Raw genomic sequence first — 20,367 nt, 5'->3', positions numbered from 1 at the left:
ACGAAAAAACCGCGATAAGGGTATGAAATGAATATCAACAGCACCGTGATCAGTGGCTTCCAGGCGCTTAATGACCTCAACTATTTACTGCAGGGTAAAGAAAAAGCGCTTCTGGTCACCGACAAGAATATCGAAGGCATTCCAGCGGTTCAGTCGCTGATCGCGCAGCTGAAACAGCAGATCAGCAGTTTGAGCATCGTCAACAGCGTGCCGCCGGAGCCAAGCCAGCACGATGTCGCCGCCATTGTTGCCGCACTACCTTCTACCGACGTCGATCTGGTGATCGGCGTGGGCGGCGGCAGCGTGCTGGATGTCGCCAAACTGCTGTCGATTCTGTGCGTTGATGGCGCGCCGACATTGGATGCCCTGCTGGCCGGAGAGAAACCGCTGACCCGCACCACGTCACTGTTGATCCCGACCACCGCCGGTACCGGCTCCGAAGCCACGCCAAACGCAATCCTGGCGATCCCAGAGAAAGAGACCAAAGTTGGCATCATCACTCCGGTGATGCTGCCCGATTATGTCGCACTGGTGCCTGAACTGACCACCAGCATGCCGCCGCATATCGCCTCTTCCACTGGTATCGATGCACTCTGTCATCTGATCGAGTGCTTTACCGCCACCGTGTCCAATCCGGTGAGTGATAACTATGCGCTTATTGGCATGAAAAAGCTGTTTGCCAGCCTGGAGACCACGATTGCCGAACCGGGCAATCTGGAAGCGCGCCTGAATATGTTGTGGGCTTCTTATTACGGTGGCGCATCGATTGCCCACGCCGGTACCCATCTGGTGCATGCGATGTCCTATCCGCTGGGCGGCAAATATCATCTGCCGCACGGCGTGGCGAACGCCATTCTGCTGGCACCGTGCATGCGCTTTGTGCGCCCCGCCGCCGTGAGCAAATTCGCGCAGGCCTACGATCTGCTGCCGGACGCCGATGCCTCACTGGATGAAGAAGCCAAATCGCATGCGCTGGTGGAGTACTTTGCCGCGCTGGTGAAACGTCTCAAACTGCCTGCCAGTCTGGAAGAACTGGGTATCGGCCCGGATCACCTGCCGTATCTGGTTGAAGCCGCGCTCGACGTGCAGCGACTAATGAAGAATGTACCGATGAAAGTGAGCGCCGATGACGTACGAAACGTCTACCTGACACTCTTTCCGGCTTTGAATCACTAAGGATTAATGAGGGCATCATGAGTAAGAAAATTCAGGGCGTATTAACCGCCATCGTCACCACCTTTGACAGTGAAGGTGCGTTTAATCCCGCGGCTCAGCGCCTGCAGGTGCAACGTCAGCTCAGCGCCGGCAACGGTATTTTCTGCGGTGGCACTAACGGTGAGTTCTTTGTGCTCAACGAGCAGGAGAAGTTAGCGGTTACCGAAACCTGCGTTGATGAAGTGAACGGCACTGCGCCTGTTGTGGCGCACATCGGTGAGATCTCTACCCGTGAAACCATCCGTCTCGGCAAACAAGTCGCCAAACTGGGCGTGGATGCGGTTTCAGTGATCACCCCGTATTTTGTGCCGCTGAAGCAGGAAGAGTTGATTGCCCACTACCGCGCGGTGGCAGATGCGATTGAAGTACCGCTGTACCTGTACAACATCCCTGCACGCACCGGTAACACCTTGCAGCCGGAAACCGTGCGTGCGCTGGCTTCGCATCCCAACATTATCGGCATCAAAGACAGCGCGGGCAGCTATGAGAGCCTGAGCGGTTTCCTGAAGGCCGCTGAAGGCGTGGAAAACTTCAACGTGCTGACCGGCCCAGACTCGCTGATCCATCGTGGTTTTGTTGAAGGCTGCACCGCCTGTATTTCGGGTCTCGCCAACGTGGCGCCGAAAGAGATCAACGCTATCTGGGCACGTTTCCATGCGGGCGATATTGAAGGCTCACGCCAGGCACAAGAGAACATCACGGGCCTGCGCACCGATCTCTACAGCGTCGGTTTCCCACCGGCCACCGTTAAGAAAGCTGTTTCACTGCTGGGTTCAGATGTGGGTAACAGCCGTTATGCGGTGAGCTTCTCTGCCGAAGAAGAGCAGAAGATCCGCCAGATCGTGAATCAGTACCTGCAGTAAAGACCGATTGGGCAGCGGTTGCTGCCCGTTCCAACACCAGGATTGGGAAACGCTATGAAAGTTATCTGTACTTCACCGTCTTTCGCCAAATACGACGCTGCGCCTATTGATGTGCTGGAACAGCAGGGTTTTGAGCTGATCACCCTGCCCGCCGATGCACCGCTTAGCGCGCTGGAGCCGCATCTGGCCGAGACCGTGGCGATGATCGTTGCCTTTACCGATGTGAATGAAGCACTGCTGGCAAAAGCACCTCAGCTGAAGATCGTGTGTAAGCATGGTGTGGGCGTCGACAACATCAATCTGGATGCCACCCGCGCACGCGGCATTTACGTCACCAATGTGCCGGATGCCAATAAACATGCCGTGGCTGACTTCGCGTTCGCGTTGATTCTGAATAGCGCACGCCAGATTACCCAGGCTGCAATTGAAACCCGTGCCGGTAACTGGCCGCGCATCTTTGCCACCGATGTGTATGGCAAAACGCTGGGGATTATCGGCCTCGGGAATATCGGTAAACAGGTCGCGCTGCGTGCCAAAGGCTTTAACATGCGCGTGATTGCTTTCGACTTCTATCCGGATGAAAAATTTGCCGCCGAGCATGGCATCGAATTCGTCAGCCTCGATCAGCTGACCGAAAGCAGCGATTTCATCACCTTGCACAAGCCGCTCACCGATAAAACCCAGAATCTGTTCGATGCTGCGCGCATCAAGCGCATGAAGAAGAGTGCGTTCCTGATCAATGCCTCACGCGGTGGCATCGTCAATGAGCAGGATCTGTATCAGGCGCTGCTGGATAACGTCATCGCTGGCGCGGCCGCCGATGTGTTTGAGCATGAACCGCTGGCGGAACATCCGCTGTTCACCCTCAGCAACTTTATCCCGACTTCGCATATCGCGGGTTACACCGACGGTGCCATTAGTGCCATTGGTGAACGTTGCGTCGCGCAGATTGTGCAGTGCATCAAACAGGGCGAGCGCCCGACAAATGTTATGAACGGGCTGGATTAATTTTCTCAAAACCCTACTTAATCCAAATTTTAATCCCCAGTCATTGGTGCTGACGCCAGCGACAAGGTCATCTGTCCCCCGAATGTGGGGTGGATGATTGCAGTCAACGCCGCGACAGCGCGAAAGACACCGGGAAGGTGAAAAAATATTATGAACAACACCTCTCGCTCTACCCGCATTCGCTGGTGGATTGCTGGCCTGATGTGGCTGGCGATCGCCATTAACTATATTGACCGTACCGTACTCTCTGCGGCTGCCCCGCATTTGATCAAAGAGCTCGACATTAATCCCGAGATGATGGGCTTTATCATGGCAGCGTTCTTCTGGTCATACGCGCTGTTGCAGATCCCGGCAGGCTGGTTTGCCGATCGCTTCGGTCAGAAAAAAGGTCTCGGTATTGCGGTGGCCTGGTGGTCAATTGCTACCATGGCGATGGGCCTGGCAACCGGCTTTAAATCTCTACTGGCGCTGCGTTTAGCGCTGGGTGTCGGTGAGGCCGCAGCCTATCCGAGCAACGCCGGGATAACCGCGCGCTGGTTCCCGGATCGCGAACGTGCCACCGTTTCAGGCCTGTTCGACAGCGCCTCGAAGTTTGGTGGGGCCGTGGCCATGCCGTTGATCGTATTTATGATCGCCATGTTCGACTGGCGCATCACTTTCCTGGTGATTGGTTCACTCGGTGTGTTCTGGGTAATTGCGTGGTACTTCATCTATGCGGAAAACCCTGAAGATCACAAATCGATCAGTCAGGATGAAGTGCGCTTTATCCGTAATGGCCAGGCGCAGAAACACGGCGACAAAAGCGTACGTCCGATGAAGTGGTACAAACTGCTGCGCTACCGCAATATCTGGGCAATGTGCATTGGCTTCTTCACCATTAACTACACCTCATACTTCTTTATTACCTGGCTGCCGACTTATCTGGTGAAAGATAAAGGCATGGATTTCCTCAAGATGGGGATGGTGGCTGCGCTGCCGCTGATTTGCGGCATGGTGATTGAAGTGCTGGCCGGTTGGGCATCGGATCGCATGGTGCACAAAAAAGTGCTGTCACTGACCGCCACGCGCAAGCTGTTCCTGACTATTGGTCTGATGATGGCACTGTGTATCGGCTTCGCCCCGTTCACTGACTCGGTATTTATGACCGTGCTGTTGCTGTGTATCGCCAAATCAGGCACCACCGTTGCGGCTTCTCAGGTGTGGGCACTGCCTGGCGATGTGGCACCGCAGAACAGCGTGTCGATCGTGGCAGGCCTGCAAAACACCGTATCCAACATGGGCGGTGCGGTGGGGCCGATTATTACTGGTGCCATCGTCGGGGCGACAGGCCACTTCACCTGGGCACTGGTGTTCTCTGCTGTATTAGTGGTTATCGGTATTCTTAACTACCTGTTCCTGATGGGCAAAGTCGAACCCATCGTGGATGAGGAACAGGCGCATCATCCACACTCCGTGGTAAGCGGCGCGTAAGTGCCAAACTCGCCGCATCGTCCTGATGCGGCGTTTCCCCTACAGAAAATAAAAAACAATTGGAGGCGACATGTCGCTGAATTCCAATGGATCACCTGCTGCAATTCAGGCAAGTAAAGCGAAAGGGAAATTTCGTTTCGTCATTCTCACGGTGCTGTCAGTCGGCATCGCCATCAACTATATCGATCGCGCCGCCATGAGTGTCGCCATGCCGTTTATGAGCCAGGAGCTGCACTTCTCGCCCACGGACAGCGGCTTATTACTCTCGGCATTTTTCTGGAGCTATGTGCTGTTCCAGCTACCCGGCGGCTGGCTGGTGGATAAACTCGGCCCGCGCATCACTTTTGCTGTCAGCAGCCTGGGCTGGGGTTTAGCCACCGCCGCCTGTGGCCTGGCCAGCTCCATCGCTGCTCTGGTGGGCTTCCGCTTTGTTTTAGGTGCCGTGGAAGCGCCCAGCTATCCCGCCAGTTCGTCGACGGTCACGCGCTGGTTCCCGCGTCAGGAGCGCAGCTTTGCCGCTGCCACCTTCAACAACGGCAGTAAGATCGGTGGCACGCTGGCGATCCCGATCATCTCTTTCCTGATCGCGCTGGTCGGCTGGCGTATGACATTTGTCATCTCCGGCGTGGTGGCGGTGGTGTGGGCGCTGGCATGGTACTTGTGGTATCGCGATCCGCGCGATCACAAAAGCGTCTCGCTTGAGGAAGTGGAATTCATCGAGGCCAACCAGGATCCACAAACCGGCGAGCCGATGAGTGTGCGACAGTTGCTGGGCCAACGTGCCGTACAGGCAATGATGGCCGGCTTCTTCTGCATTAACTTTGTTTCCTACTTTTTCTTTACCTGGTTCCCAACCTATCTGGTGGAAACCTTCCATCTCTCACTGATGAAATTCGGCCTGCTCGGCATGCTGCCAGGGCTGGCAGCGATTGTTGGCGGTTGGTGCGGTGGGTTGCTGTCCGATTCACTGGTGCGTCGCGGCTACTCGCTGAGCGTGGCGCGCAAAATTCCGCTGGTGGGCGGCATGTTGGGTAGTGCCACCATCGGTCTGGCGGCATTTTCCCCAACTGTTGGCCTGGCGTTGGCGGCACTCTGCTTTGCCAACTTCGCCGCCACGTTTGCCTCTGCCGCGCTGTGGGCACTGCCGTCTGATGTCGCACCCAACCGCGCGAACGTCGCCACCATCGGCGGTATCCAGAACATGGCGGCCAATCTGGCCGGGATTATTTCACCTATCCTGATCGGGGTGATCATGCAATACACCCACTCCTTTGTGATCCCACTGGAGATCGCCGGGGTGATCGGTGTCGTCGGAGCGCTGATTTACGCCTTCTGGCTGCCGCGTGTGCAGCCGATGGGCACCGAATCTGCCGCAGCACTGGAAGGCAACTTAAGGAGAGAAGTATGAATACTCGCTGGAAGCAACGCCCGGCGCACGCGACCTGGGGGGATTTTGGTCCCGACGATCAACTCGGTCGATTGAATCTCCTGACCGCGCAAAAGGTGCTGGAAGGCGTAGCCGAAGTGAAAACCGGGCAAACGTTCTGCCTGAGTTTACCGCTCGACTTACCGGGCGGCACGGCGATGAACCCGCGCCGTCCGCCGCCGCAGCTCAATGCCACACGACGCGGCGAGCATGCCAATATGACCTATCCGTTATCGCGCGATAATCCACTGCTCACCGACGTGATTTGCGATGATACCGTGACGCTGGCGCTGCAATACTCAACGCAATGGGACAGCCTGGCGCATATGGGCCAGTGGTTTGATGTCAACGGCAACGGCGAGCCCGAAATGGTGTTCTACAACGGCTACAAAGCCAATGTCGATATCGTTGGGGAAACGGATTATCGCGGCGGCTGTGGCTGCGACCACGGCAGCCATTTGGGCGCGAAGAAACTCGGCATCGAAAATGTGGCGCAGCACGGCATGCAAGGCCGCGCGGTGATGATTGATATTAAACGTCACTTTGGCACCGAGCGGTTTGCCTTTGGTTATCAGCATCTGCAGCAGATTTTACAGGCGGATGGTATCGAGGTGCGCCAGGGCGATATGGTGTGTTTCCGCACCGGCATGGATGAAGCGATTCTGGCGATGCAGGGCGAGCCGGATATGACGTTTTTAAACAGCCACTTTGCGGGGCTGGATGGCAGTGATGAGCAGCTGCGCAACTGGATCGTCGAGAGCGGCGTGGTGGCGCTAATCGCCGATAACCCAGCGGTAGAGATTTTACCGGCACGCCCAATGAACGATGATTTTTATCCGTCGCATCCGCTGCACGATCTCTGTCTGTTCCGGCTGGGAGTGTATCTCGGCGAACTGATGTTACTCAGTCCGCTGGCGGATTGGCTGGCGCAGCAACAGCGCCATGCGTTTCTGCTCACCGCCCCACCACTGCGGCTGCCTGGCGCAGTGGGTTCACCAGCAACACCGATTGCCACCGTTTGATGTTGGTATAAACAGAAGCACACTGTGGCCGTGGCAGGCGCGATACATGGCGCCGCTACGGCTCTTGCGCGTCTTAGGCAGATCTGGGGGGAAGGCCCATGCGCGCCTGAGGCAGCATAGCGGCTAAGGGAGGCCGAATATCATTGCGCGGCGTTGCGAGTATGACGCTCGCGACCCTGCAGGCGAAGGGTTGCGGTTATTTCCCCGCGATAAACTGCCGATAGGCTGCAATCACCGCAAGAAAATCTTCCACGCCGCAAAATGACAGGCTCTCTTCGTCGTAATAGGTCATGCCCTCTTCCATGCCATCATCTTCCAGCGCCAGCTGGTTGGCTCGGATCATCACCTCTTCTTCATCCAGCCAGATGGTGTACTCATGTCCGACACGCTGCCACTGATTAATCGTGCCTTTGACTTCCCGCGCCGCCGCTTCCACTTCATCCAACAGGCCGGGATGCTCTCTGACCTCTTCATTGAACCAGTGCCCCACTGCTTCGTGGTCCATCGACATACGTACTTTGACCTGCCCGGTCAAATCACGCAGAAATTCATACTCCATGGGTTTGCCTCGTGTAGCTAATGGCGCGACGTGCAGCACCGGTTAGGTGCATTTTGTGCGTAGCGCGCTGAATAAAGTGGGATCGCGCTCGCATTATGCCAGAAGCCGCCGCTCAATAGGTGACGGTAACCGTCACGGTATCACTGTAGCTCCCGGCAGGCTGATTGGTTTGATCGGGATTCACCTTTGCGGAGTAGTTGATACTTTGCGCGACGCCGGTGCCGGTCTCACTCAGGTCATTACTGGGTGTCCATGCTGTGCCATCTGCCTGATATAACTGATACTGCAGCAGCGAAGAGCCGTTGCTCATTTGTCGCCAATCCCCACTGGTGGCGTTGCTGCTGGCAAGGTTAACGCTGTACGCCGCATTCAGCGTGCAGCGAATGGCCAGCGCCGATGAGACGCTGCTAAAACTGGCGGGCAGTGAAGCGCTGCCAAAGTCCAGATCGGGCGCGCTGTCGATGGCACAGTCATTGGTCACCTCAAACTGGATCTGGATGGTGGAAGTGGCCGTGCCGGTGGTATAGGCACATATCCCGAGAACGCCAACAAAACAGATACTGTAACTCCAGTTCAGCGTAATGGTGTCGGTATAGGTTCCCGCGGGCACATTGACGCCTGCGGTGCTTTTCAAATACAGCGGCAGTGAGCCATCGCTGGCATTGAATAACCCCAGCAGACCCAGCAGTGAGGTCGAGCTCCAGGTTTTACTGCTGCCGATGCTGTAGGTGGTGCTGCACGCGCTGTCACCGCAAATCGTATAAGGGATATAACTGCCGGTGCTGCTGTTGTAAGCCTGTGGCGAGGTGCCGGATGCATTGGCTGAGCTGCTGATAGCGCCCGTCACGGTATTGGTGCTCAGCAGGGATAGTGCGCTGCCCGAACAGGTGAAGCCGGTACCGGTTTCAACCACCTGTGCGGTGCTGGCTAACGTAAAAGAGCTGACGCTGCCAAAGTCCGTACTGCTTGAGCTGGCTGTACAGGCCGCCCAGAGCGATCCGCTCCAACCGGACAGTAAGACAATCAACGCCACTAGCACCCTTTTCATTGATGTTTCTCCTGATTTTCAGCCATAGCACACACCAGAGGCCCTGTGCGAAATTGTTCGCTGTTAATCGTCAGCGCATGTCGGCACTGTCCCGCCGGCAACGACACGCTGATTTCACTGTGCTCAGGCACATCGCCAAACCACGCCTGGCCGCCATATCCCATTTGGGTGGTTTGCCCACTGTGCATTTCCGTCACCAGCGTTCCCGGCGGTAAAGGGTGATGTTGCGCATCCACCAGCGTCAGCAGTAGCGGCCGGGTCTTGCGCAGCGGGAAATTCACCAGCGCACCACTCGCTTCACGCACCGATATGCGTTGCTCGACCTGCGGCGCATTGATATCCGCAGGCAAATTCAGCGGATCGATGGTCAGTTTGGCCGGATACCATGCGCTGACCCACGGCACCAGAATATGGCCCTGGCTATCGGTACTGCCCAACAGTTGGTTTTCATAGCGAACCGGTACGCCGCTGTAGCCAGAAGTACTGACCACGATAAAGGCATCATTAATTTTGCTGGTGGCAAACAACGCGTTATCCATCCACACCAATGCACCGCTGGCATCAAACCATTGCGTACGATCGCCCGAGGATCCGTACACGCCGCCGCTTAATACCGAGTAGCGGTTTTTCCACGTAACATCCGCCTGGCGATAGCCGTCGTTGTTTTGTGAAGCCGCCAGATTCCAGCCAATGCCACCGGACGCCGGTGCTGCACGGCTGTAGCTCAAGGTTTGCGCACGCTCGCCGTTGCTGTCACGCTGGCTGGAGAGTGATACCGATCCCGCCTGTTCAAACGGAATCAGTAACTGGATTTGCGCCGCCATGCCGTGCTCGCCGAGGGTTTTATTCAGTGCCACGTGCACGCTGCTATTGCCCCACAGGCCACGGCTCCAGGATAAATTGGCTAAGCGAGTGCGGGTGCTGTCATGGGCGGTGATATCGAAATAACCGAGGCCAAAGGTGCCCGCCATGCGACCAAAAGGTGCAACACTGAGCGTGGCTTGTTCTGCGCGGCGGCTGAGGCTCGCGCTGGTGTTGTAAACCGACAAGTCGCTGAATCCCGCGGTACGCTGAACGTGGCTGAGGCTGAGGCTAAAACGTGGGGCGTACCACGAATAACCGGCAGAATATTGCTGCCCAGCGCGATCAGCTTGAGACTGGCTGGCACTCAACGAAAGCGTGCCCAAACGCGCCACCGCTATATCCGCCCCCGTGCCCATCCGCGCCAGCCCTTCACGACCTTCACCCTGTAGCGCCAGCGTCAGATGATCATTCACGCCATAGCGATAAAAACCGCTGACGGCGGCGGCATCGTAATCGGCACTGCGAATGCCATAGTTTTGTCGCAATGCGCCTGCGCTAAAGTCAAAATCGCTCAATCCACTGCGCAGCAGTTGGTTAGAGACATAAAACGGAATGCTGGTTTCAACCTGCCGGCCCAGTGCATCGGTGGTGACGACGGTGGCTTCACCCGCGCCGTTGATATAAGGCGTACTGGTCAGCGTCCAGGGACCTGCATTCAGACTGTTGCTACTGGTTTTATAGCCGTTGATAAACACATCCACACTACCGGGCACGGCAGCATTGCCTGACCAGTTCAGCATCGGATAGGTGACTAAATCGGGTCGGACGGCAAAACTGCGGCTGATACGCAGCCCGCCTAATCGCACCGAATTGCTCCAGCTGAGTGAGTTGCTGATGACATCCCCCAACTGAAAACTCACCATGCGATCGACATCGCTGTATTTCCAGGTGGTGTCATAACGCAGATAGCCCGCGCGGCTGTCGCTATCAGCTTCTCCCTGCCAATACTGCCGCCAGGTGCCGGTATTCGACAGATAACCCGAGGTGGAAAAAAAACGCTGTTCCAGCCAAACCGCGCTGTAACGACTGGCGTCGGCGCTTTTTACGTTATAGGCATCGTAATTCAACAACATGCCGGGTGAGCTGATGGCTTGATACGCTGCTTGCGGCCTGTCGCTCAGCGTTTGCTTTGGCAACCAGCTGTCCGGCACCTGCAGCTGTAATATCTGGTGCACACTGTCATAACTGACGTGGATCTGCGGCAGCACGCTGACATCCTGCGCACCCCTGGCCGTGGCCGGTAACTGCACGTTGTTACGCCGCAGCACTGCTGCATCCAGCAGATAATGTGCGTTATGCACCGTAACGGGCACGACACTGCCATCGTTACGGCCATTGACACTCAGTGTGAGCCACAGGGTGTAATCGTTTTGCTCACTCTTCAGTGCACGCGGCGGAGGCAAACCGTCATACACTTCAGCATGGGCATCCACGATGCCGCACAACAGCAGACCAGGTAACAGCGCCAGCCGGCGTGCACATGCGAGCCTCATGGTGAGATCGCCACCACGGGACCGTTATCAGTGAGATGAGTGAACAGCGTACTGCCGATGGGCACTGTTTTCCCCGCAGGCAGGGGAAATTGCATGCTTTGCCCAGCCAGCACGTAACCCAAAAATCCTTTTGCCACGATCAACGATGCTTTACTGACATCCGCTTCTCTGCCCCAGAACACCTCACTTAAACGTGCATGGACCTTGCCTGCATTACGAATGCGCAACAGTGTTTTTCCCTGCTCGGTCACCAGCTGCCAGCTCAGTTGTGGCTGGCTGGCGGAGGCGGGATCGCGCCGCACATCGCTGCGTGGCTGAGTCCAGACGCCTTTGCCATCGAGGAACAGCGGCAGCACATAGCGCATCTGCAATCGCAGCCCGGCGCTGTTTTTCACCGCAGGCACGTCCGCGTTGGGTATCTCATCGAGGATGATGCGATAGGCGTGTTCGCCCTGCTCTGGCGGCGCAGCTATGCGGATCAGCCGAACCAGCTGGCGCTGTTGCGGCGGAATAGTGGTAAAGGGGGGACTGGCAACCACCTCACCCTGATCAGCGTATCGGTCGCGATACGCCTGCTGCTGCCAGGCTAAAATACGCACCTGCAAGCGCACTGGCTGGCTGCCACGGTTCTCTAACCACAACGCACTGCCGTGCTGGTCGGCTTCGATCACCTGGAAAATAGGCCAGACCAACACTGAACTGGCGGCATGCAATAGCGAACTCTGTAACGTAAACAGAGCAATCAGGAGCCATTTTTTCATCTTCAATAGGTCAGCGTGACCGTTACGGTGTCGCTATAAGTGCCAGAAGCGGGTAAGCCAGCCGTGGCAAACAAGCGTCCATAAACAGTGTAAGTTTGTGTGCTATCAGGAAATGACGACACGCTGTAGGCCAGGGAATCGCTGCCCCATACCGTGGTGTGTGCCGCATCCTGATAGAGCTGATACGCCAATGTTGCGCTGCCGTTGCTCAGGTATCGCGAGCTGGAACTCCCGCCATTTTCACCGTAGTCCAGTGCGAGAGTGATGGCCGTTCCCGGCGTGCAGGTCACCACAATCGAACCTGCACCACTGCTGCTCGCCACATCGACATTGCTGCTGATCGCCGACATCGTGCCAAAATCCAGCGTGCCGAAATCCGTGCTGCTACTGCTGCCCGAACTGCCAAACGCACAACCACTGGTAATTTCGGCGGTGACCTGAAAACTGTCGGTGGTGCTGCTGGCGAAACAGGGTGATGCACTCAGCAGCCAGCCAGCGGCGATAAGGTAGCGCGCCATGGCGCTATTACCAGGCGAGTGTCGCCGTTACGGTATCAACGTAAGTGCCTGAGGCTGGCGCCGTGGTGCTTTGGTCTGAAGGTAAAATACGACCGTAAATCGGCACATCCTGCGCGGTTCCGTCAGCGGAAAGTGACACACTGCCGTTCACGGCAATTTCCGTGCTACGGGAGGAGTCAGAATAGAGTCGATAAGGGATTAAAGTGGTACCGGAAGTCATGTTGCGCAGCGTACTGCTGCCATTTAATCCGCCATCTAAGGTTAGCGTAGGGGATAATCCGCTGGTGCAGGTGACCGTGACACTGCTGCTGCCATCCGATCCCAATACGCTACCATCAATGATATTGGCCAAATCGGCATAGGTACCGAAATTAATCGAACCCCAGTCATTGGTGGTGCCACTGGAATCATTGTTACCGACAGTGCAGCCATCGCTGATGACCACCTGAATGCCCACTTGCCCGGTCAATGTGCCTGCCGCTTGCACGGTTAAAGGTGAACTACAGATAACAGCCATCGATAAAGCACAGAATGCGGATTTGAATTCCATTTTTCCCCCACACAATTGCAATGGATAGATTTAGATAGCGATACCTGGAAATGATTAAACACTTTTACACTGTGATGCATTTTACAGCGCACACCCTTTATACAAGTGTTAAGAACTTATCATTTAATATCGCAGATTGAGTGCACTCAGCCGCTTTTTAAGCGAAGCGATAAGTGTCACTTTTTTAAAACATAACTGGATGGGATAAATTTGGAAAGGATTGAATTCGGAATAATCTGAATACAAGCCAACTCGCTACATTTACGTTAAGTTCTGGCATTAATGCTGACTTAAATCCATTTTAAGTAGCATATTGCTTGGTTATTTCGTTAGGTAAAAATTAAAGCCTATCCGATGCAAAATGATAATTAACGATATACTTACATAATTATGCGCAAACAGTGTTAACTCACCGCGATAATTAAAATTAAAACATAATTATTGAGAGTGTTAAAGATCACAATGATTGATGACCATCACTTATTATTTTTAAAAAATGACAATGTCATTTATTTGATCAATTGGTTTACGCATAAAAAAAGGGACGATTCGCATCGTCCCCTCTTCATCCTTCGCGCCGATTAAACCGCGGTCTGGAAGATCACACCGTCAGCTTTTTCAGTGTACTGACCCAGCTGGTCAAAGTTGAGATAGCGGTAAGTATCTGCCGCCGTCTTATCAACCTGAACCATAAACTGCTGATACTCGTCTGGCGTTGGCAGTTTACCCAGCAGGGATGCCACCGCAGCCAACTCAGCCGAAGCCAGGAACACGTTCGCGCCGGTACCGAGGCGGTTCGGGAAGTTACGGGTTGAGGTGGAAACCACTGTCGCACCGTCTTTCACACGCGCCTGGTTACCCATGCAGAGTGAGCAACCTGGGATTTCGATACGCGCACCGCTCTTACCGAAGACGCTGTAATAGCCCTCTTCCGTCAGCTGTGCGGCATCCATCTTAGTAGGCGGCGCCACCCACAGACGGGTTGGCAGCTGGCCTTTGTGCGCATCCAGCAGTTTACCCGCTGCACGGAAGTGACCGATGTTGGTCATACAAGAACCGATGAACACTTCATCGATCTTCTCGCCCTGCACATCAGACAACCAGCGCGCATCGTCCGGATCGTTTGGTGCACACAGAATTGGCTCTTTGATTTCGGCCAGATCGATATCGATCACTGCCGCATATTCTGCATCCGCATCGCCTTCCAGCAGTTGCGGATCCGCCAGCCATTTCTGCATGCCTTCTACACGGCGCTCCAGCGTACGACGATCGCCGTAACCTTCAGAGATCATCCACTTCAGCAGCACGATGTTTGAGTTCAGATACTCAATGATCGGCTCTTTATCCAGCTTGATGGTACAGCCCGCTGCAGAACGCTCAGCTGACGCATCGGTCAGTTCAAATGCCTGCTCCACTTTCAGTTTCGGCAGACCTTCGATTTCCAGCACGCGGCCAGAGAAGATGTTTTTCTTCCCTTTCTTCTCAACAGTCAGCAGACCCGCTTTGATGGCGTACAGTGGGATGGCGTGAACCAGATCGCGCAGGGTGATGCCCGGCTGCATTTCGCCTTTGAAGCGCACCAGCACTGACTCAGGCATATCCAGTGGCATCACGCCGGTCGCAGCAGCAAATGCCACCAGACCAGAACCTGCCGGGAAGGAGATCCCGATTGGGAAACGGGTGTGTGAATCGCCGCCGGTACCCACGGTATCGGGCAGCAGCATACGGTTCAGCCAGCTGTGGATAACGCCGTCACCCGGACGCAGTGAGACACCGCCACGGTTCATAATGAAGTCAGGCAGGGTGTGGTGCGTGGTCACGTCAACCGGCTTAGGATAGGCTGCGGTATGACAGAATGACTGCATGACTAAATCGGATGAGAAGCCCAGGCACGCCAGGTCTTTCAGTTCATCACGGGTCATTGGACCGGTGGTGTCCTGAGAACCCACAGAAGTCATTTTAGGTTCACAGTAGGCACCCGGACGGATACCTTCAACGCCACAGGCACGGCCAACCATTTTCTGCGCCAGTGAATAACCACGGGTGCTCTCTGCAACGTCTTTGGCTTTCACAAACACATCGCTGTGCGGCAGACCCAGAGACTCACGTGCTTTGGTGGTCAGGCCACGACCAATGATCAGTGGAATACGGCCACCGGCACGCACTTCATCCAGCAGCACTTCGGTTTTCAGCTCGAAGGTCGCCAGCAGTTCGTCGGTTTCATGATTGCGCACTTCACCCTTGTACGGGTAAACGTCAATCACATCGCCCATGTTCAGACGGTCAACGTCCACTTCGATCGGCAGTGCGCCCGCATCTTCCATAGTGTTGAAGAAGATCGGTGCGATTTTACCGCCGAGGCACAGACCGCCGCCTTTTTTGTTTGGCACGTACGGAATGTCATCGCCCATGAACCACAACACCGAGTTGGTGGCAGATTTACGGGAAGAACCGGTACCCACCACGTCACCGACGTAGGTCAGCGGGAAGCCTTTTTTCTGCAATTCTTCGATCTGTTTGATCGGCCCAATGTTGCCGGCATCGTCGGGTTCGATACCATCACGTGGGTTTTTCAACATCGCCAGTGCGTGCAGTGGAATATCCGGGCGAGACCATGCATCCGGTGCCGGAGAGAGGTCATCGGTGTTGGTTTCGCCGGTCACTTTAAACACGGTTGTGGTGATTTTTTCAGCCAGCTTAGGACGCTTCAGGAACCACTCAGCATCGGCCCAGGACTGGATAATTTTCTTCGCGTGGGGGTTACCCGCTTTCGCTTTCTCTTCGACATCGTAGAAGTTATCGAACATCAGCAGCGTATGGGACAGGGCTTCAGCGGCAATCGGAGCCAGTGCTTCATCGTCAAGCGCTTCGATCAGGGCATGGATGTTGTAGCCACCCTGCATGGTGCCCAGCAGTTCAACTGCCTTTTCGCGAGTAACCAGAGGAGAGAGGGCTTCGCCCTTCGTGACAGCTGCCAGGAAACCAGCTTTTACATAAGCCGCTTCATCAACACCTGGGGGTACACGGTTGACCAATAGATCGGTCAGGAATTCTTCTTCACCCGCTGGCGGGTTTTTCAGCAGTTCAACCAGCGCGGCCATTTGGGAAGCATCTAACGGCTTAGGTACGATTCCCTGGGCAGCACGCTCGGCAACGTGCTTACGGTATTCTTCTAGCACGACGTTCTCCTCGCTCTCATTGTATAGCTTTCCGGTACACCCCTTGAGCTGTCAAACAGTAGGGTGAGGTGCCCGGTTCCGCGTCGGCCAGCATAGCAGCATTTCGGCTGATTGTTAATCTGTTTACAAAAAAGCAACATCCGCGCGTTATTTAGCAGATTTATCTGGATTTTGAGCGGGGTCACACAAAAAAGCAGGCCACCTGAGCCTGCCATTTTGTGATTGAAGGGCTAAAAATTAGCGATCGACCAGGGTGAATTCGCTTTCGTTGTAGCGCTCACCCTGAATATTTTGTGGATTGAATAGCGTATCCAGGGCCTTGATATCGGCTGAATGAAGTGTGAGAGCGGCCGCAGCACAGTTCTGTTCCAGATTGGCGATTTTACTGGCACCAGGGATCGGCACGACATCCTCACCTTTCGCCAGCACCCACGCCAGCGCCAGTTGTGCTGCTGTCGCATCATAACCTGCAGCCATCTCTGAAAGCTGATTCACTAACTTCTGGTTATGCGCCTGTGCGTCCTGTTGGAAACGCGGCAGGTAGCGACGAAAATCATCTTCCGCCAGCGTGGTCGCCGCCGGGAATTTACCGGTGAGGAAGCCGCGGCCTAACGGACTGTAAGGGACAAATCCGATATTCAGCTCACGGCAGGTGGCGAGAATTTCTTGCTCCGGATCGCGCGTCCACAGAGAGTATTCGCTCTGCAGGGCCGAAATCGGATGCACCGCGTGCGCGCGGCGTAACGTGGCGGATGAGACTTCGGATAAACCGAGATACTTCACCTTCCCTTCACGCACCAGATCCGCCATCACGCCTACCACATCCTCAATCGGCACGGCTGGATCGAGACGATGCTGATACAGCAATTCAATGGCTTCGACACCCAGGCGCTGAAGTGAGCCTTCCACGGCGCGGCGGATATGCGCCGGTTCGCTATTGGCACCGGTAATGCGCTCCCAGCCCTCCCCATGATCGGTAATGCGGAAACCAAACTTGGTCGCCACTTTGATATCGCTACGGCCTTTGATCGCTTTCGCCAGTAACATCTCATTGGTGAAAGGACCATACACTTCAGCGGTATCTAGGAAATTGACGCCGAGTTCAAATGCACGCGCCAGCGTATTCAACGCTTGCTTTTCATCATTCTGACCATAGGCAAAGTTCATGCCCATGCAGCCCAATCCTAACGCTGAAACCTGTAATCCCTGACTGCCTAATTGACGCTGTTGCATTGATTTATCCTCTTCGCTTACGGTGTTAATGTTATAAACCTCAGCAATCGCGGCAACAATTGCGCGATTTTCGTTGATTTAGTGAGTGGAATTCAGCAATGAACAACTACCGTGCATCAATGCAGGAACTGGAGATGTTTGCCGCTATCGCGCAGCATCTGAGTTTTCGCAAAGCCGCTGAGGAGCGAAATGTCACGCCCTCGAGCCTGAGCCACGCCATGCGCAACTTTGAGGAGAGGCTGGGAGTGCGTCTGCTGCACCGCACCACGCGGAAAGTGGCGCTGACCGAAGCCGGCGAGCGATTCTTGCTGCGTATCCAGCCTGCGCTGGCCGATCTTTCACAGGCGGTGGATGAACTGAATGACTGGCGTCGCGATCCTCGTGGCGTGTTGCGCATCAGCATGCCGCGTTCGGCGGAGGCGCTGTTTTTCCAATCCGTCATTTTACCGTTCGTGCAACGCTTCCCGGAGATTACGCTGGAGATCGACAGCAATGACGCGTTGGTAGATATCGTTGAGAGTGGTTTTGATGCAGGCGTACGCTATGGCGATGTGCTGGCGCAGGATATGATCGCAGTGCCCTTTGGCAAGCCGATGCGCGCACTGGCGGTGGCCAGCCCGGCTTTTCTTGCTCAACATGGCGTTCCGCAGTTCCCGGCGGAGTTATTGCAGTTTCCCTGTATTGAGCGGCGCTTTCCGAGCGGACGTCGCTATCGTTGGGAATTTTGGCAAGACGGGCGCAAGCAGGAAGTGGCGGTAAAAGGCTCACTGGTGCTGGACAATAATGAGCGCATTCTGCAAGCGGCATGTGCCGGATTAGGTATCGCCTTTTTACATCAGGACGCGGTCAACGCTGCTTTGGCGGAGGGAGAATTAGTTGAAATACTTACTGAGTATACGCAGATTGAAGAAGGATTCTGGCTCTATTACCCCAGCAGGAAATACCTTTCCGCACCGCTCAGGCATTTTATTGATTAGATTAAAGATATCAATAATTAATTACATGGACATTTAACATCTTTAATTAAAGACTAACGATAAAACTGGGAAATTTAATTAAAATTAAAGATAAATTAGACGTGAAATAAGAAACAAAACGCGTAGACTGCCTGCGGGCGCTTGAGGCAATCTGCCTCAAGCATTATCAATTGAGGTGGGTTGTGGAAGGAGAAACTCATGCGGTCAATTTTCATCAACCGCACGAGCAGGCAACTACCCGAAACACCTAAGCAATGTTAGGGTAGTTGCTTGCTCGTGCTAATGCAAGGAGTAAGTGATTATGAAGTTATCATTCAGCAAGCTGATTATCGGCGGGCTCATGCTATTAGTATTGTGCCTGGTGAATCGCAATACACTCTGTGAATTACGATTCAAGGTATTCACTGCTGAATTATCTGCGGTAATGGCTTACGAAGTCAGGCAGTAACACTTCAATAGCAGGGGTTCGCCCCTGCTTTTTCCGGCAGGGCTTATGCGTTAGCTCCAGCGCCTTATTTATCGATTCAATTTAATAGAACCCGTAATAAAAAACGGCTCCATTAAGGAGCCGTTTCTTTATTTAGCAAAAAAATTATTTCTTTTTCGCTTTCGCGTTTGGCAGGTCAGTGATGCTACCTTCAAACACTTCTGCCGCCAGACCAACTGACTCATGCAAGGTTGGGTGCGCGTGAATGGTCAGTGCGATGTCTTCTGCATCACAGCCCATTTCAATCGCCAGACCGATTTCACCCAGCAGCTCGCCGCCGTTGGTGCCGACAATCGCACCACCGATCACACGGTGAGTCTCTTTGTCGAAGATCAGTTTGGTCATACCGTCTGCACAATCAGAAGCGATTGCACGGCCAGAAGCAGCCCACGGGAAGGTGGAGACTTCGTAGCTGATGCCTTTCTCTTTCGCTTCTTTCTCGGTCAGACCTACCCAGGCAACTTCTGGCTCGGTATAGGCGATAGAAGGGATCACTTTCGGGTCGAAGTAGTGTTTCAGACCAGAAATCACTTCTGCCGCGACGTGGCCTTCGTGCACACCTTTGTGCGCCAGCATTGGCTGACCGACGATGTCGCCGATAGCAAAGATGTGTGGCACGTTGGTACGCAGCTGTTTGTCGACGCGGATGAACCCACGATCGTCCACTTCCACGCCCGCTTTACCCGCATCCAGGCCTTTACCGTTTGGCACACGGCCAATCGCCACCAGCACTGCGTCATAACGCTGCGCTTCAGCCGGGGCTTTTTTGCCTTCCATTGACACGTAGATACCATCGTCTTTCGCTTCAACAGCAGTGACTTTGGTTTCCAGCATCAGGTTGAATTTCTTGCTGATACGTTTGGTGAAGACCTTCACCACGTCTTTATCGGCAGCAGGGATAACCTGGTCGAACATCTCAACCACGTCGATCTCTGAACCCAGCGCGTTATACACGGTGGCCATTTCCAGACCGATGATGCCGCCGCCCATAACCAGCAGACGCTTAGGCACTTCTTTCAGCTCCAGCGCGTCTGTAGAGTCCCACACGCGTGGATCGTTGTGTGGGATGAATGGCAGCTCAATCGGGCGCGAGCCTGCAGCGATAATCGCGTTGTCGAAGTTGATGGTGGTTGCGCCACCCTCACCTTCCACCACCAGGGTGTTAGCACCGGTGAATTTACCCAGACCGGTTACCACTTTCACTTTACGGCCTTTCGCCATACCGGCCAGACCGCCAGTCAGTTGGGTGATAACTTTTTCTTTCCAGGTACGGATCTTGTTGATGTCAGTTTGCGGCTGGCCAAACACGATACCGTGCTCTTCCAGTGCTTTGGCTTCTTCGATCACTTTCGCAACATGAAGCAGCGCTTTTGACGGGATACAGCCTACGTTCAGACAAACACCACCGAGGGTGCTGTAACGCTCAACGATTACGGTTTCCAGACCTAAATCAGCGCAACGGAAGGCTGCAGAGTAACCTGCAGGACCTGCCCCAAGTACCACGACTTGAGTTTTAATCTCTGTACTCATCATGACCTCTTATTAGATTGCCGGCGGCCAGACGTAGAGCCTATCCCAGGCTCTGCATGCCCTAAATCCACCGGGACATTTCACCGCAAGAGTTTACAGAATTGTTAATAAACTGCCAACCGCGGCAACTCCGAATGCTTACAACAAGGCCGGCATTTGCCGGC

17 protein-coding genes are annotated in these 20,367 nt (G+C 54.7%); 8 read left to right on the top strand and 9 right to left on the bottom strand.

The annotated features are described in order from the left end of the window. Window positions 1-27 precede the first annotated feature (27 nt). The 6 genes from FD744_RS16590 (at window position 28) to FD744_RS16565 (ending at window position 7,004) form a co-directional block, all read left to right on the top strand. On the top strand, window positions 28-1,176 hold the full coding sequence (locus FD744_RS16590) for an iron-containing alcohol dehydrogenase (protein WP_160868763.1): 1,149 nt from the start codon (window positions 28-30) through the stop codon (window positions 1,174-1,176). A 17-nt stretch (window positions 1,177-1,193) separates the two neighbouring features. Further along, window positions 1,194-2,078: a dihydrodipicolinate synthase family protein gene (locus FD744_RS16585; protein ID WP_160868762.1), complete on the top strand. Its 885-nt coding sequence runs from the start codon at window positions 1,194-1,196 to the stop codon at window positions 2,076-2,078. Window positions 2,079-2,132: 54 nt separating this feature from the next. After that, entirely contained in the window at window positions 2,133-3,086 is a 954-nt protein-coding gene (locus FD744_RS16580; RefSeq protein WP_160868761.1) for a phosphoglycerate dehydrogenase, read from the top strand. Window positions 3,087-3,236: 150 nt separating this feature from the next. Then, the gene (locus FD744_RS16575; protein ID WP_034829595.1) at window positions 3,237-4,556 is read left to right on the top strand and encodes an MFS transporter; all 1,320 of its coding nucleotides are present in this window, start codon (window positions 3,237-3,239) and stop codon (window positions 4,554-4,556) included. Between the two features lie 70 nt (window positions 4,557-4,626). Beyond that, the gene (locus FD744_RS16570) at window positions 4,627-5,964 is read left to right on the top strand and encodes an MFS transporter (protein WP_058960879.1); all 1,338 of its coding nucleotides are present in this window, start codon (window positions 4,627-4,629) and stop codon (window positions 5,962-5,964) included. Then, window positions 5,961-7,004: a cyclase family protein gene (locus FD744_RS16565; protein ID WP_058960880.1), complete on the top strand. Its 1,044-nt coding sequence runs from the start codon at window positions 5,961-5,963 to the stop codon at window positions 7,002-7,004. The genes FD744_RS16570 and FD744_RS16565 overlap by 4 nt, the downstream gene beginning before the upstream one ends. Before the next feature lie 196 nt (window positions 7,005-7,200). Here the strand turns inward: FD744_RS16565 and yacL are convergent, their stop codons facing one another. From yacL to FD744_RS16525, 8 genes are all read right to left on the bottom strand, one after another. Further along, window positions 7,201-7,563, bottom strand: coding sequence for a protein YacL (yacL, locus tag FD744_RS16560; protein WP_160868760.1), 363 nt, complete (start codon window positions 7,561-7,563; stop codon window positions 7,201-7,203). Between the two features lie 112 nt (window positions 7,564-7,675). Beyond that, window positions 7,676-8,611 (bottom strand): spore coat protein U domain-containing protein, encoded by a 936-nt coding sequence (locus FD744_RS16555; RefSeq protein WP_160868759.1) that lies wholly within the window; start codon window positions 8,609-8,611, stop codon window positions 7,676-7,678. Next, on the bottom strand, window positions 8,608-10,968 hold the full coding sequence (locus FD744_RS16550; protein ID WP_160868758.1) for a fimbria/pilus outer membrane usher protein: 2,361 nt from the start codon (window positions 10,966-10,968) through the stop codon (window positions 8,608-8,610). The genes FD744_RS16555 and FD744_RS16550 overlap by 4 nt, the downstream gene beginning before the upstream one ends. Then, the gene (locus FD744_RS16545; protein ID WP_160868757.1) at window positions 10,965-11,729 is read right to left on the bottom strand and encodes a molecular chaperone; all 765 of its coding nucleotides are present in this window, start codon (window positions 11,727-11,729) and stop codon (window positions 10,965-10,967) included. Before FD744_RS16545 ends, FD744_RS16550 begins: the two co-directional genes overlap by 4 nt. A 2-nt stretch (window positions 11,730-11,731) precedes the next feature. Continuing rightward, window positions 11,732-12,247 carry a spore coat U domain-containing protein gene (locus FD744_RS16540; protein WP_160833529.1) on the bottom strand — a complete coding sequence of 172 codons (516 nt, stop codon included), beginning with the start codon at window positions 12,245-12,247 and terminating at the stop codon, window positions 11,732-11,734. Window positions 12,248-12,254: 7 nt separating this feature from the next. Next, on the bottom strand, window positions 12,255-12,797 hold the full coding sequence (locus FD744_RS16535) for a spore coat U domain-containing protein (RefSeq protein WP_160833530.1): 543 nt from the start codon (window positions 12,795-12,797) through the stop codon (window positions 12,255-12,257). Window positions 12,798-13,378: 581 nt separating this feature from the next. Further along, complete coding sequence (acnB, locus tag FD744_RS16530; RefSeq protein WP_072017054.1) at window positions 13,379-15,976, bottom strand: bifunctional aconitate hydratase 2/2-methylisocitrate dehydratase; 2,598 nt, start codon at window positions 15,974-15,976, stop codon at window positions 13,379-13,381. Window positions 15,977-16,213: 237 nt separating this feature from the next. Beyond that, complete coding sequence (locus FD744_RS16525; protein WP_160868756.1) at window positions 16,214-17,209, bottom strand: aldo/keto reductase; 996 nt, start codon at window positions 17,207-17,209, stop codon at window positions 16,214-16,216. Window positions 17,210-17,307: 98 nt separating this feature from the next. On the opposite strand from FD744_RS16525, the gene FD744_RS16520 reads away from it, so the two are divergent. Further along, a complete protein-coding gene (locus FD744_RS16520) occupies window positions 17,308-18,186 on the top strand; it encodes a LysR family transcriptional regulator (protein ID WP_160868755.1) in 879 nt (292 codons plus the stop codon). Window positions 18,187-18,487: 301 nt separating this feature from the next. Beyond that, window positions 18,488-18,634 carry a Hok/Gef family protein gene (locus FD744_RS25990; RefSeq protein WP_160868754.1) on the top strand — a complete coding sequence of 49 codons (147 nt, stop codon included), beginning with the start codon at window positions 18,488-18,490 and terminating at the stop codon, window positions 18,632-18,634. A 144-nt stretch (window positions 18,635-18,778) separates the two neighbouring features. On the opposite strand, the gene lpdA is transcribed toward FD744_RS25990, so the two are convergent. Beyond that, window positions 18,779-20,203, bottom strand: coding sequence for a dihydrolipoyl dehydrogenase (gene lpdA / locus FD744_RS16510; RefSeq protein WP_034829692.1), 1,425 nt, complete (start codon window positions 20,201-20,203; stop codon window positions 18,779-18,781). Window positions 20,204-20,367 lie beyond the last annotated feature (164 nt).

The sequence above is a fragment of the Pantoea sp. Taur genome, from assembly GCF_009830025.1.
Lineage (GTDB): Bacteria > Pseudomonadota > Gammaproteobacteria > Enterobacterales > Enterobacteriaceae > Pantoea > Pantoea communis.
Note: the sequence above shows the minus strand (reverse complement) of the source record. Positions and strands in the feature narration are given on the sequence as shown.